The sequence below is a fragment of the Nostoc sp. 'Peltigera membranacea cyanobiont' 210A genome (assembly GCF_002246015.1).
Lineage (GTDB): Bacteria > Cyanobacteriota > Cyanobacteriia > Cyanobacteriales > Nostocaceae > Nostoc.
Map to the genome: position 1 here is coordinate 14363 of NZ_NOLJ01000007.1, position 12999 is coordinate 27361.

General features: G+C 41.9%; 13 protein-coding genes and 1 pseudogene. 5 read left to right on the forward strand and 9 right to left on the reverse strand.

The window, feature by feature from the left end:
- Window positions 1–110: 110 nt before the first annotated feature.
- Entirely contained in the window at window positions 111–575 is a 465-nt protein-coding gene (locus CDG76_RS22185; RefSeq protein WP_094351108.1) for a DUF29 domain-containing protein, read from the forward strand.
- A gap of 318 nt (window positions 576–893) precedes the next feature.
- Here the strand turns inward: CDG76_RS22185 and CDG76_RS38530 are convergent.
- Window positions 894–974, reverse strand: a pseudogene (locus CDG76_RS38530) (hypothetical protein); the annotation flags it as partial.
- Here CDG76_RS38530 and CDG76_RS22195 point away from each other — a divergent pair.
- Window positions 937–1356: a Uma2 family endonuclease gene (locus CDG76_RS22195; protein WP_223265334.1), complete on the forward strand. Its 420-nt coding sequence runs from the start codon at window positions 937–939 to the stop codon at window positions 1354–1356. The pseudogene CDG76_RS38530 and the gene CDG76_RS22195 sit on opposite strands and share 38 nt — an antisense overlap.
- Window positions 1357–1387: 31 nt before the next feature.
- Here CDG76_RS22195 and CDG76_RS22200 read toward each other — a convergent pair whose 3' ends face one another.
- From CDG76_RS22200 to pstS, 5 genes are all read right to left on the reverse strand, one after another.
- A complete protein-coding gene (locus CDG76_RS22200) occupies window positions 1388–1669 on the reverse strand; it encodes a hypothetical protein (protein WP_094351110.1) in 282 nt (93 codons plus the stop codon).
- A gap of 120 nt (window positions 1670–1789) precedes the next feature.
- Window positions 1790–2596 (reverse strand): phosphate ABC transporter ATP-binding protein PstB, encoded by an 807-nt coding sequence (pstB, locus tag CDG76_RS22205; protein WP_094351111.1) that lies wholly within the window; start codon window positions 2594–2596, stop codon window positions 1790–1792.
- 56 nt (window positions 2597–2652) lie between these two features.
- Window positions 2653–3534, reverse strand: a complete 882-nt coding sequence (pstA, locus tag CDG76_RS22210) for a phosphate ABC transporter permease PstA (protein WP_094351112.1) — start codon at window positions 3532–3534, stop codon at window positions 2653–2655.
- Window positions 3535–3553: 19 nt separating this feature from the next.
- Entirely contained in the window at window positions 3554–4504 is a 951-nt protein-coding gene (pstC, locus tag CDG76_RS22215; RefSeq protein WP_094351113.1) for a phosphate ABC transporter permease subunit PstC, read from the reverse strand.
- A gap of 161 nt (window positions 4505–4665) precedes the next feature.
- Complete coding sequence (gene pstS / locus CDG76_RS22220) at window positions 4666–5847, reverse strand: phosphate ABC transporter substrate-binding protein PstS (RefSeq protein WP_094351114.1); 1182 nt, start codon at window positions 5845–5847, stop codon at window positions 4666–4668.
- Between the two features lie 588 nt (window positions 5848–6435).
- Between pstS and CDG76_RS22225 the strand changes: the two genes are divergently transcribed.
- Together CDG76_RS22225 and lspA are read left to right on the forward strand one after the other, a co-directional pair.
- The gene (locus CDG76_RS22225; RefSeq protein WP_094351115.1) at window positions 6436–7023 is read left to right on the forward strand and encodes a biotin transporter BioY; all 588 of its coding nucleotides are present in this window, start codon (window positions 6436–6438) and stop codon (window positions 7021–7023) included.
- 94 nt (window positions 7024–7117) lie between these two features.
- Entirely contained in the window at window positions 7118–7594 is a 477-nt protein-coding gene (gene lspA / locus CDG76_RS22230; RefSeq protein ID WP_094351116.1) for a signal peptidase II, read from the forward strand.
- A 208-nt stretch (window positions 7595–7802) separates the two neighbouring features.
- Here lspA and CDG76_RS22235 read toward each other — a convergent pair whose 3' ends face one another.
- From CDG76_RS22235 to CDG76_RS22245, 3 genes are all read right to left on the reverse strand, one after another.
- On the reverse strand, window positions 7803–8513 hold the full coding sequence (locus tag CDG76_RS22235) for a hypothetical protein (RefSeq protein WP_094351117.1): 711 nt from the start codon (window positions 8511–8513) through the stop codon (window positions 7803–7805).
- A 235-nt stretch (window positions 8514–8748) separates the two neighbouring features.
- Window positions 8749–9456: a transposase gene (locus tag CDG76_RS22240; protein ID WP_223265263.1), complete on the reverse strand. Its 708-nt coding sequence runs from the start codon at window positions 9454–9456 to the stop codon at window positions 8749–8751.
- On the reverse strand, window positions 9440–9952 hold the full coding sequence (locus CDG76_RS22245; RefSeq protein ID WP_094350179.1) for a helix-turn-helix domain-containing protein: 513 nt from the start codon (window positions 9950–9952) through the stop codon (window positions 9440–9442). The genes CDG76_RS22240 and CDG76_RS22245 overlap by 17 nt, the downstream gene beginning before the upstream one ends.
- Before the next feature lie 557 nt (window positions 9953–10509).
- On the opposite strand from CDG76_RS22245, the gene CDG76_RS22250 reads away from it, so the two are divergent.
- Window positions 10510–12780 carry a transglycosylase domain-containing protein gene (locus tag CDG76_RS22250; RefSeq protein WP_094351118.1) on the forward strand — a complete coding sequence of 757 codons (2271 nt, stop codon included), beginning with the start codon at window positions 10510–10512 and terminating at the stop codon, window positions 12778–12780.
- Window positions 12781–12999: the final 219 nt, after the last annotated feature.

Genomic DNA, 12999 nt, shown 5'->3' on the forward strand with positions numbered 1-12999 from the left:
ATCGCTAAACCCAATATTTATTTTTAGATTTTGGATTTTAGATTTTGGATTTTCGTGCAAGTGTTACCGCAGGGGTTGGTAAGTAGATAGGTGTAAATAAAGTTGAAAAAATGTACACATCTCACCTATATGAAACAGATTTCTATGATTGGACGCAAAAGCAGGTTAGCTTGCTCAAAACTCAACAGTGGGAACAATTAGATACAGTTAACCTGATTGAAGAAATTGAAACTTTCGGCAGAAGAGAACGGCAAGAATTGCGAAATCGGCTGGGAGTATTGCTAGGACATTTACTAAAATGGCAATTTCAACCTGAAAAACGTAGCAATAGCTGGTTGGGTACAATTCGAGAACAACGTGTTCAAATTAAGCTGCTTCTGCAAGATAGCCCTAGTTTGAAACCCTATCTTGATGAAGTTTTCTTCAGTGTTTATGAACTAGGTTTGGCTTTAGCGATTCGAGAAACTGAGTTGGGTGAAAATGTTTTTCCAGAAATCTGTCCCTACACTTTAGACCAAACTTTGAATCCTAAATTCTTACCAAATTTTAATCAGGTTCATGAACAGGGCGAGTAATTGCCCCAATACTATTATTTTCTTACCGTAAACCGTGGCAAATAAAAGCAGCCCAGTAATGAGGATCTGAAAAGGGAAATTACTGAGTAGAGTTTTCGATTTTTTTAATTTGTCTGTTCAATTTAGTATACATATTATATTCAAGCTTCCATTGTTGATATTCGATAGAATCTGAAGGATATTTTTTCTATTTCTTATCAGTTCTTTTTCCCTTGCTTCTACTTCCTGAAATATTTTATTTAGGTCTAATTTTGTAAATTCTCGTAGCTGAATTTGGGCTTTATGTAATGCTTCATGGCGGTTTTTACCTTCTTGTCGCTACTGGTAGTAAAAGATGGAAAATAATGCTGTGGCTAAATCATTGACTGACCACAAAGTACTAACAACGCTTCTAGCACCAGCACACAAAAAGCCTGTGGAGAAAGTAAGAATATCGTCCGACAATGATAATGTTATTCCCGATGTTGTCTGGGCTAGCAACGAGAGATTGCCTTTACTTCTAGATGAGGCTGGGCATTTGACTGGTGCGCCAGAACTAGTTGTAGAGGTGTTATCTGCTGGTAGTGAAAATGAAAAGCGGGACAGAGAACTAAAACTGAAGCTCTACTCATCACGAGGTGTCAGAGAATATTGGATTGTAGATTGGCGCAAGCAACAAGTGGAAGTATATCGACGCGAACAAGCGAGTTTAAAATTAGTTGCTACGTTGTTTAATGGTGATGAATTGAGTTCACCCATATTACCTGATTTTTCTTGTGCGATCGCACAACTATTTAATTAATAAAAATTACGAATTACGAATTACGAATTAGTTAACTGTGCTGTAAAAATTCAACTTTGGGTAATAACGGGTCAGTCACAATGCCCACACCGCTAAAACCCCAACGTTTGAGCAAGTTTCCCAACTGTGTACGCGCAATAGATTCTACAGCAAAGCGATTTGCCACTTCTGCTGCGTGGGTGTTGAGATAGCTAAGGGCGTCAAAGTTTTCTTGAAACAACAATAAATAACCCGATGTTTCAGCATCAGGACGAGCTATAAGATAATTCCCATCAGTTTTTGAGCGCACTAAGTAATAGACATCTGACAGCATGGAGATGAAGTTTGTTGGGAAGAAAAAAGTCCTTCAAATAAAAAACATAGAGGAATATCGCACAGCTTTAATTTCCGAGTACCCCTCATTGCTTTAATATCAACAATGTAAAACAAATATTTATCCAAATTTGCCGCTAACGTAATCTCTGGTTTCTTCCTGTTGAGGATTGTTGAAAATTAATTCTGTTGCGTCATACTCTACCATATAGCCGCTACGGGTTCCTTTCTCTGAAGTCCGAACATTAAAAAAGGCTGTCTTATCAGAAACACGTGCTGCTTGCTGCATGTTATGGGTGACAATGACAATAGTATATTGCTCTTTAAGTTCGTGAATCAGTTCTTCAACACGCAAGGTGGAAATGGGGTCAAGAGCGGAGCAAGGTTCATCCATCAGTATAATTTCAGGTTGGACTGCGATCGCGCGAGCAATACATAATCGCTGTTGTTGTCCACCAGATAAAGACGAGCCACTTTGCTTTAGTTTATCCTTGACTTCATCCCACAAAGCTGCTTTTTTGAGACTGCTTTCTACTAATTCATCTAAATCACCTTTGTAGCCGTTGATTTTAGCTCCAAAAGTAATATTGTCATGAATTGACTTGGGAAATGGGTTTGGTCTTTGAAACACCATCCCAATTCTCCGACGCACTTCTACAGGGTCGATATCGGGTGCATACAGGTTTTTATCGTAAAAAAGTATTTTACCTTCTGCCCGAAATGACTCAATCAGGTCATTGAGGCGGTTATAGCATCGCAACAATGTACTTTTACCACAACCAGAAGGGCCGATAAAAGCAGTGACCTGATTTTTCGGTATATCTAGCCAAATATTTTGTAAGGCTAAAAACTTGCCGTAGTAAATGTTGAGATTTTCAGCCCGTAATACGGTTTCAGTGTCATTCACTGTTTTAGTGTTGGTAGCCATAAATTAAATCTAGTGTTACTTTAAGCGATGGGATCTACACTGTATATGGTTGTTTATTAAACTTTTTGACGAGTTGCCCAGCGAGCGATGATACTTGTGATTAGAACCATCAATACCAAAATCAAAGATGCTGCCCAAGCTAAAGATTGCCAATTTTTAAACGGAGAAATGGCATATTTGTAAACCAAGACAGCCAGAGAAGCTGTAGGTTGGAATAAACCATCTGGCCAAAAATTAGAAAATAGGGCAGTAAATAGCAGAGGTGCGGTTTCTCCAGATGCTCTGGCGATCGATAGCGTTGCCCCAGTTACAATAGCTGGTAAAGCTGCTGGTAAGACTACTTGACTTACAGTTTGAAAGTTAGTCGCTCCCAACCCTACAGATGCTTGTCGCAAATCTTGCGATACTAACTGTAACGCTTCATCAGTAGTTCGCAGAATAATTGGCAACATCAAAATTGCTAGTGCAAACCCTCCAGCTAGAGCTGAATACGATCCTAAGTTCAACTTTACCATTGTTAAAACTACAATCCCATAAGCAAATACCCCAGCAATAATCGAGGGGACTCCACTCAGGACGTTAGCCGCAAAACGCACCCATCTAGCTACTCTCGCCGAACTAAATTCTGTGATGTAAATCGCCCCTAAAACTCCAAAGGGGATACTAATCAAGGCAGCAATTCCTACCATCAGCAGCGTGCCTAAAATGGCATTACCAAAGCCTCCTCCTTTTTGGAGAGCTTTGGGTGGCAATTCCACAAACACGGCCAGATTCAGACTGCTAAAGCCTTTAATAATCACATAAGAAAGTACTGCTAGCAAAGGAACAAGTGCCAATACTCCGCAGGTAAAAGCGATTACGGTCATCACTGTATTAAACAGTGTTCTTTGAGACATGGCGGAGCGAGTTAAACTGCGCTCTGGAAAATTAGAAGTCATAATTTAACCCAAAACTAAGCTATATTCGCTTGACTCTCAGAACGATCAACTCTGCCAGAATATTGACTACTAGTGTCAAGAAAAATAGAATTAAAGCCGCATACATTAAAGCCGAAACTTGCAAACCACTAGCTTCTGAGAATTGATTTGCCAGTAGAGAAGAAATCGTATTGGCTGGTGCAAAAAGAGAGAGACTGATGTTGTTGGAGTTGCCAATTAACATCGTTACAGCCATTGTTTCTCCCATTGCGCGGCCAAGTCCTAACATCACAGCACTAACTATGCCCGAAAAGGCTGCTGGGATAAGAACTTGTAAAATCGTTTCCCAGCGGGTTGCTCCTAGTCCTATCGAGGCTTGGCGCAAGCTGGGGGGTACAGAAATCAAGGCATCGCGGGATAAAGCTGTGATGATAGGCAAAGTCATAATCGCTAATATGACTCCTGCTGGCAACATTCCTGGCCCTGTAGGAGAAGTGCTAAAAAATGGCAGCCAGCCAAAGTAACCATTCAGCCATTTTCCCAGGCTGGTTAATATTGGCACCAAAACGAAAATACCCCACACGCCATAGACAACGCTGGGAATAGCTGCGAGTAGTTCTACCGCAAAAACCAGTACCAGTTTCACTTTTGCAGGTAAAAAATCCTCGCTCAATACAATCGCAGTACCAACACCAATGGGGACTGCTATCAGCAGACCAATAAAAGAACTCACGAGAGTTCCATAAATTTGAGGTAGCACCCCATAGGTATCATTAACCGGATTCCAAGTGGTATTGGCTAAAAAGCTGGCACCAAACTGTTGAATGGCAGGCCAAGCACCAATTGCAACCTGCGACCCAATCCATAATAAAGTGCCAGCAACCCCAAAAGCAAAAATTTTAGTCAGCCAAATAAAACCCAAATCTAAGGATTTTTCGGCGTCAGAGCGATTTTTCATCGCTGATGACAGATTTTGAGAATTTGTAGTCATGAATACCGACTTTCAGAATTAAATCAGAGAAAAATATGGGAGGCAACTAGATTAGTAAAATTGTCGCCTCATCATCTATTTAAACTGACTTATACAATAGTAACTCCGTGTCCAAAGTTACTACTGGATAGGCATGTTTTATTGCTTGCTTACTTGCTAGCTTACTTGCTAGCACTACTACCACTAGCAACAGAAATTTTGTACTCTGGACTGATTTGGTCAGCAGCAGCAGCTACCTTTGTAATCACATTTGAGGGTAGAGGAACATATCCTAATGCACTAGCCTGCTTCTGTCCATCAGTTAAAGCGTATTCGATTGCAGCTTCAATCGCCTTGGCTTTTGCCGCATTGGGGTATTTCTTGTAAGCCAAAATCCAGGTGTAAGTGACGATGGGATAGGAATCAGGCCCTTCGGGATCGGAAATGAAGGAGCGGAGATTTGCGGGTAGAGGTACTGATTCGAGAGTTTTAGAAGCTGACTCTTCACTAGCTACAACAAACTTACCGCCTTTATTTTCCAAAGCAGCAAACTTGAGACTATTTTGTTTGGCATAGCCATACTCGACATAACCAATGGAACCTTGAGTTTGTTGGATTTGGGCAGTAACACCCTCATTACCCTTCGCACCTACTCCCTTAGGCCAGTTGACAGTTTTGCCTTCACCAACTTTACTCTTCCACTCAGGGCTGATAGCGCTGAGGTGTTTTGTGAACACACCCGTAGTTCCACTACCATCAGAACGATAAACAACCGTTATTGCCTCTTTAGGAAGCTTTGCACCTGGGTTAGCCTTGGCAATTTGGGCATCATCCCAAGACGTGATTTTGCCTAGTAGAATATCGGTGTAAACGGCTCGTGGTAGCTTGAGTTCTGGAACATCTGGCAAGTTGTAAGCCAACACGATGCTACCAGCAGTCACAGGTAGTAAAATAACACCTCTATCTGCTGGTACTTTCTGGATTTCTTCATCCTTCATTGCAACATCGCTGGCACCAAAGTCTACAGTGCCTTTGATAAATTGTTCAACTCCAGAACCGCTACCAACTGATGCATAGTCAACTTGCAAATTTGGATATTTTTTGTTTAAATCAGTGAACCAGGTATCGTAAAGTGGTGCCGGAAAAGACGCACCAGCTCCGCTTAACTTTACGGTTCCGCCAAGGTCTAATTTAGCTGGGCTAGAGGCAGTAGTATCGGTAGCAGTACCAGAAGGCGTATCCTTGGTGGCTGTACTATCTGGGGTTTGCTGTCCGCCACAACCTGCTAGGCTGATTGTCAGTGCTAACACTGAAATTGAACCTGTGAGGCGATGAGTTTTTATTGCACTAAGACGTGAGAGCATCGCTATCAATTTTTTAGTAACTTTTCAGGTGAGCGTTTCTAAGATACTCCCAAAGAACAACAATAGAGATTAACAAAAGGTTAACAAAGCAAAAAGATACTTGTTTTTTTGATGAAGAGCAAACCCTTGTATCTAGTTTTTATTGATAATTTTTATACCTTGTTTTAAGTTTAAGATATAAATATTACTAAAGGAAGTTTGTTATACCTATTTACAAAAATTTATTGTTAGTGTAATTTCGTTGGTCAATTCATAAAAAAAGTATATAAATATTAATTAAGATTAAGCATTAAGTACTTTGTAGCCAAATTTAGGTAATGCTCTGAAGAAATAGTATAAATAGTTATATAGATCATGTTAGTTTACCATATTTTAGGTTAAATACCAGAATTCACAGCACGCCTCAGCCAAGAAAATCAGATAATAGACACCTCAGCGACAATTCGTAGAACTGAAAAATTACAATACCAAAAAGGCAAAAGAAAATATGCTAGTTCTTAAGATGTAAGCACAAATTTCATTTCAATATTAATGAATATACTAGTTGCTGTTGGTTTTCCCTTTTGCTTTTCCTTGGTTGCCTGATAAATGTTTGCTGCTTCCAATCAATTACTATGGTCTATGATTGGCTTACTCCTAACAATGGGTGGTACCTTCTTAGAAGTTTATGGCATCACCTTTCCTTGGACTTGGAGTCAGCACGGAATTCAGACTTTTTCTTTAGGTGTCACTTTTCAAATTGGCGCAGTATTGTTAGTGGGTTGTTTAGGAGGCAAAAATGCGGGTGCGCTCTCGCAAATTGCCTATTTAGTAATGGGGTTAACCTTATTACCAGTATTTGCCGATGGCGGCGGTATTGGTTATGTCAAGCTTTCTCAGTTTGGCTATCTACTAGGTTTTATTCCTGGAGCTTGGATTTGTGGCTTAGTTGCTTTTAAAGCGAGACCTCGACTAGAAACTCTTGCCTTTAGTTGTATGTGTGGCTTGTTAACTCTCCACCTATGCGGTATTACTTATTTGATTATTAGCTATTTTTTTCAGTGGAAAGGCACAGAAAATCTACCCTTGATGCAAGCAATCCTTAGATATTCCTGGTTTGCACTACCAGGTCAACTAATCGTGGTCTGTGCAGTTACTGTAATAGCATATATATTGCGTCACTTAATGTTTTATTAGTTTATTGCCTTTCGTCCTTTGTCATTTGTCAAAAGCTCATGACCAATGACCAATGACTAATGACCAACGACCAACGACCAATGACTAATTCGCCATGCATTTAAAAAATCGTCTTTTCTGGATCGCTGCCTTCATCACTTTTTTCTTAGACCAAATAACAAAGTACTGGGTAGTACAAAGCTTTAGCTTGGGGCAGACACTACCACTCTTGCCTGGGATATTTCACTTCACGTATGTCACTAACACTGGTGCGGCTTTTAGTCTGTTGAGTGGGAAAGTAGAGTGGTTGCGCTGGCTGTCTTTAGGAGTAAGTTTAGTATTGATAGCATTGGCGTTAATTGGCCCAACATTAAATTTGTGGGATCAGTTAGGCTATGGCTTGATTTTAGGTGGAGCTATGGGCAACGGTATCGATCGTTTTGTTTTAGGCTACGTCGTTGATTTTCTTGATTTTCGCCTGATTAACTTTGCTGTATTTAATGTGGCAGATTCATTTATCAGTATTGGTATTGTTTGCCTATTAATTGCTTCCTTGCAAAAAACACCGACTTCAACTGGCAGATCCCATTAAACTATTAAGCCTGGGATGATTAATCCCAGGCTTTTGACTTAGTGAAACCCTTGCTTAGTCTTATATGCGAAGACTTTACGTATAAGGTTTTATCAATTTTTATTTGTCACCTGACACCAGTTTGCATAACTGGTGCAAGAGTTCAAGAAAGATGCACCGACGATCGCTGATGGCAAACCATTATTTAGATTATGCCCCAGCTTTAAATTTAGTTACCTGTGGTAGGAGTTTTTGGCGAACTAGAGCCAGGAGTACTAGGAGAGCCACCTGGTTCAATAGTGCTGCCAGGAGTGCCAGGAGTGCCAGGTTGTTCAGGTGTAGTTGAGCTACCTGGTTCGGTAGTGCTGCCAGGAGTAGTAGGTGCGCCTTCAGGAGTGGTTGGAGTAACGCTTCCTGGTGCTGGAGTTAGGTTGCTAGGTGCGCCTTCAGGAGTGGTTGAGCTTCCTGGCGCTGGAGCTAAGTTGCTAGGTGCGCCTTCAGGAGTGGTTGGAGTAAGGCTTCCTGGTGCTGGAGTTAAGTTGCTAGGTGCGCCAGGTGCCGGTGGGGTCATGCTTCCTGGTGCTGGAGTGGTTTCGGGAGTGCCAGATTCAGGAGGAGTGGTTCCTGGTGCAGTTGTGCTATCAGGAGTGGTGGTGCTATCAGGCGTTGTTGTTTCTGCTGGTGTTGTTTCTGCTGGTACTGTAGTGCTACCAGGAGCGCTAGGGGTGGCTGCTGTGCCGCCGGAACAGCGGGAGTTTAGCGGAAAATGCTCGCACAGAATTTTCATCCCTTCTGGCGACATTTTAATTTCCGCTGGTGCACTAGTGGAGTCGCTACTAGATTGGGCTATGGGGGATTTACTGGATTGGGCTACAGCAATATTAGTGGTAAGTGCCAAAGATAAAGCTGTACCAATCAGGGTCAGAGATTTTCCCATCATTCTGAAATTAACCTCAACAGAACACTCGCCCTATTAAAGCAGATAATTAAGATTTAGAAAATCCTCCTAAATGAAGATATTTAGGTTTGTTTCAGAATATGTGGATATGTAAAATTGGTAACAATTAAATCAGTTGTTTGTTAATAGCTAGTGTTTAAAAAGACAAAAGGGAAAATTATACTTGTAGTTATTGAATGAAAAATACTAGTACAGCGCGGCGGAAATAAGCAGACCATTAAATAGCCAAAACTTTGCCCTTATATGTCCACTTAAAAGGTTTAGCCATTGTTTGGTTAAAGTAGTCGATAAACTTGAGGATTCGATTTTTCAAATCATCCTGACTGACGAAACTGGCTCTTCTGAGTAACTTGCGAACCAAAATACTGAACCAAATCTCAATTTGATTGAGCCATGAAGAATGTTTAGGAGTGTAATGCAACACAATTCGGTGTGCTGGGTCACGCAAAAAAGTCATGCGGGATTTCATTGATTTGAGGATGCCACTTTCTCCCTTAATACCCAGATCAATATCCAAACCTTCCATTTGTGCAACTAAACGAACCAGGGATTCAGACTGATGAGTGTTCAGACAATCCATAATCAGATGCCATTTTTTGGCATCTGGGTCAGTTTCAATTGTTCGGCGAACATGAAGGGTAAAATCAACTTCTGTTCTTGTATCTGAACAAGTCGGCTGGACAATTTGACCAGTAGCAACATCGAAACTGGCAATTAAGCTTTGTGTACCGTGACGGATGTACTCAAATTCTCTTCTTTCGACTTTGCCTGGTCGCATTGGCAAATCCTTTTCTAACCGTTCAGTGGCTTGAATACCTGTCATTTCATCAATGGATATTGTGCGCTCCCCCTTTATATGACGCTCAATGGCGCTGATATATAAACCAGTTATATCTTCCACTTTGGCATCAAATTCTTCGTCCACAGGGGGGGGTTAACCAGTAGCGACTCTGGTGGGGTTTAAGTTCTGCTTCTTCAAGCAATCTTCCAATATGGCGAACAGATATGCTTTCAATAATACCTTGTTTCATAATTTCGTTCGCTAGTTCTCTCGCTGTCCAATGACTTATTGACCGTCCGTAATCTTCAGGTGGAGAACAGGCCAATGCAAATAATTCGATTACTTGTTCCATACTAAATTTTACTGGTGTGCCAACACGCTCTTGATCTTGTAATTTTTGAAAAACCGATAATTCTTGACCCTCGGTTTCTAACCATCGGTTTCGCCATAAACGAGCCATCTGCCTATTAATATCTAAATTTCGGGCTATTTGTCGATGGTTTTGACCCTCAGATGCCATGAGAATTATTTTGGCTCGTATTGCTATCTGTTGCGGCGTGTTGTGCCTGTTTATCAACTTTTGCAGTTGCTCACGCTCTTCATCACTTAAATTTAATATTTTAGGAGCTAATCTAGCCACACCTTGATTCCTCCATCTGTCCCTACCAAACGGCTTTTATCCTGATTATTTATTCTCCCACCAATATGGTCTGTTTATTTCCGCCGCGCTGTACTAGCTACTTACTAAGCCTTGGAGAATATAGAAGAAATTTTTCTTATATAGGACTTACGTACTTTACACATTGATTATTATGTGAATAGTCAGCTTGTTAAACGAAAAGTCTTACCCTGCCTCGTTCCCAGACTGTGCCTGGAAATGCGATCAAGGTGGGCTGCTGCCTACTTGTTTGACGGGAGTCAGAGCCTCCCATAAGAGCATTACAAGGCTCTGTCTTGTAACGAGAGGTAATCCACAGTTGGCTGTCTTTGTCAATGCGTAAGTTCTATTATATAAAAAAGTGACTAAAATCACGAATAAATTCTAGCCATAATATAAGATTAAGTATAAATTAAATCAATAAAGTCCCGTATAGCTAATTTATGCTTTGGCTTATGAGTAAAATGATGAAAGATTAACATCTAAAATTGATTGTAATTCGCCCGATTCTTCATTAAAAACTGTGATGTGAATAGCCGATGAGTTCTCCCCAACCCCCTCACAAGCCACAAACGTTACTAGGTCAACTGACTCAAGCAGTACATACGATTCAAGCTAGGGTCGATTTTTCAAAATTGGCGCTCAAGCCTAATGCCAAAGTACCAGAACTTTGGGTGCAGGATGCGGGGGCGGATAAAGCAGAGGTATATCCACTGTTGGGCGATCGCTATATTCTCGGTCGTAGTTCCAAATCCAGCGATATCGTTATCCGTAACCCGGTTGTCAGCCAAATTCACCTCTCATTATCGCGGAATTCTACTCAGCGCACACCAGTTTTCACGATCAAAGACGAAAACTCCACCAATGGCATTTATCGTGGCAAACGTCGTGTTAGTTCCCTAGAACTGCGTCACGGCGATATTCTGACTCTGGGACCCCCAGAACTCGCCGCTTCTGTGCGGTTGCAATATGTCGATCCACCCGCATGGTATGTCAAAGCTGCAAGTTGGACAGCCTATGGAGTTGGTGGTGTCAGTGCCCTATTAACGTTAGTGATTGGCGTCGAATGGCTGAAATTTTCTGTCAAACCTCTACCGACAGCGACACGCGCCCCAGTAGTTGTTTACGCCCGTGATGGAGCCACTCCCCTGAGAGAGCCTCGGACAATCTCTCATGTAGACATGAAGCGATTAGAGGAATTTGGCCCTTATTTGCCTTCTGCGGTAGTGGCTTCAGAGGATAGTCGTTATTACTGGCACTTTGGGGTTGATCCTCTAGGGATTTTACGAGCTGTGTTGATTAATAGCCGCAGCGGAGATGTGCAACAAGGAGCCAGCACTGTTACCCAGCAAGTTGCCCGCAGTTTGTTCCGCGAGTATGTAGGTAGACAGGATACCCTTGGCCGCAAATTGCGGGAGGCAGTTGTCGCCCTCAAGCTCGAAACCTTTTACAGCAAAGATGATATTTTGCTGATGTACTTAAATCGGGTTTTTTTGGGAGGGGATACCTCTGGCTTTGAGGATGCAGCCCGATATTACTTTGAGAAGTCGGCTAAAGAATTAACTTTGGCAGAAGCAGCAACATTGGTAGGAATTTTACCAGCCCCCAACGCTTTCGATTTTTGTGGGGATGGGCCAAATAAGCTAGAAGCGGCCGAATATCGAAATCGTGTGATTAAGCGGTTGCTGGAGATGGGCAAAATTAAAGCAGAGGATGCGAACCGGGCTAGACGCTCCACTGTCCAAATTAGTCCTAAAGTCTGCGAACAGCAAGCTAAAACGATCGCACCTTATTTTTACAGTTATGTCTTCTCTGAACTCGAATCAATTTTAGGGGAGGGAGCTGCAAGAGAGGGAAACTATATCATTGAAACCAAGCTCGATCCAGCCATACAGAGACAAGCAGAAGCAGCATTAAGTAATTCGGTCAACAACTCTGGTAGAACTTTTAATTTTTCTCAAGGGGCTGTGGTAACTCTTGACTCTAGTACAGGCAGTATTCTCGCAATGGTAGGCGGGACTGATTACAAAAAAAGTCAGTTCAATCGTGCTGTTCAAGCCAAAAGACAACCAGGTTCCACCTTCAAAATCTTTGCTTACACTGCCGCCATTCAAGAGGGAATTTCGCCATCCAACAGTTATTCCTGTGCCCCTTTAACTTGGCAAGGCTTTACTTATAAACCCTGTCGTGCTGGTGCTGACACTAATTTAGATATTGCCACCGGGCTGGCGCTTTCAGAAAATCCCATCGCCTTGCGAGTTGCCAGACAAGTCGGGCTGGATAAAGTTGTGGCCATGGCGCAGCGTTTGGGGATAAAATCAAACCTCGATCCAGTTCCCGGCTTGGTACTGGGTCAAAGTGTAGTTAATGTTTTGGAAATGACTGGTGCTTTTGGTGCTATTGGCAATCGCGGTGTGTTGAATCCTCCCCATGCTATTAGCCGAATTTTAGACAGTGGTGATTGCAGCGATCGCAATGATATCAAAACCTGTCGTGTAATCTACTCCTTCGACCAAGATCCAGGTGCCAACAAACGAGTGTTGAAAAATGATGTCGCCGATGAAATGACTAGTTTGATGCGCGGTGTAATCGCAAGAGGCACTGGTCGTAGTGCTGCCATTGGACTAGGGGAAGCTGGTAAAACTGGCACGACTGATAAAAACGTTGACTTGTGGTTTATTGGTTTTATCCCCAGTCAGCGACTTGTAACTGGCGTTTGGCTGGGAAATGACAATAATTCCCCGACATCTGGCAGCAGTGCTCAAGCAGCTCAGTTGTGGGGAAATTATATGCGGAGAATTACAAGGTAAACGGGGATTGGGCATTGGGAACTATTGATCTATAAGCGATCAATGGACTCTTATGAGAAGACCTGATTTTGAGGACTTAGAATAGACTTCTTGCATGAATCAAAAGCCCTCACCCTAAATCCCTCTCCCCAGCTTGGGAGAGGGACTTTGAAATTTTAAATGCTTTATTAAGATATCTGATCAGATGCTAGACCTGCTGTGTCTTCTCAAATTCACAAA

Bases quoted from the DNA above. Each gene is read 5' to 3' on its own strand.
- CDG76_RS22185 (WP_094351108.1), top strand. From the start codon at position 111: ATGTACACATCTCACCTATATGAAACAGATTTCTATGATTGGACGCAA.
- CDG76_RS22200 (WP_094351110.1), bottom strand. From the start codon at position 1,669: ATGCTGTCAGATGTCTATTACTTAGTGCGCTCAAAAACTGATGGGAAT.
- pstB (WP_094351111.1), bottom strand. From the start codon at position 2,596: ATGGCTACCAACACTAAAACAGTGAATGACACTGAAACCGTATTACGG.
- pstA (WP_094351112.1), bottom strand. From the start codon at position 3,534: ATGACTTCTAATTTTCCAGAGCGCAGTTTAACTCGCTCCGCCATGTCT.
- pstC (WP_094351113.1), bottom strand. From the start codon at position 4,504: ATGACTACAAATTCTCAAAATCTGTCATCAGCGATGAAAAATCGCTCT.
- pstS (WP_094351114.1), bottom strand. From the start codon at position 5,847: ATGCTCTCACGTCTTAGTGCAATAAAAACTCATCGCCTCACAGGTTCA.
- CDG76_RS22225 (WP_094351115.1), top strand. From the start codon at position 6,436: ATGTTTGCTGCTTCCAATCAATTACTATGGTCTATGATTGGCTTACTC.
- lspA (WP_094351116.1), top strand. From the start codon at position 7,118: ATGCATTTAAAAAATCGTCTTTTCTGGATCGCTGCCTTCATCACTTTT.
- CDG76_RS22235 (WP_094351117.1), bottom strand. From the start codon at position 8,513: ATGATGGGAAAATCTCTGACCCTGATTGGTACAGCTTTATCTTTGGCA.
- CDG76_RS22250 (WP_094351118.1), top strand. From the start codon at position 10,510: ATGAGTTCTCCCCAACCCCCTCACAAGCCACAAACGTTACTAGGTCAA.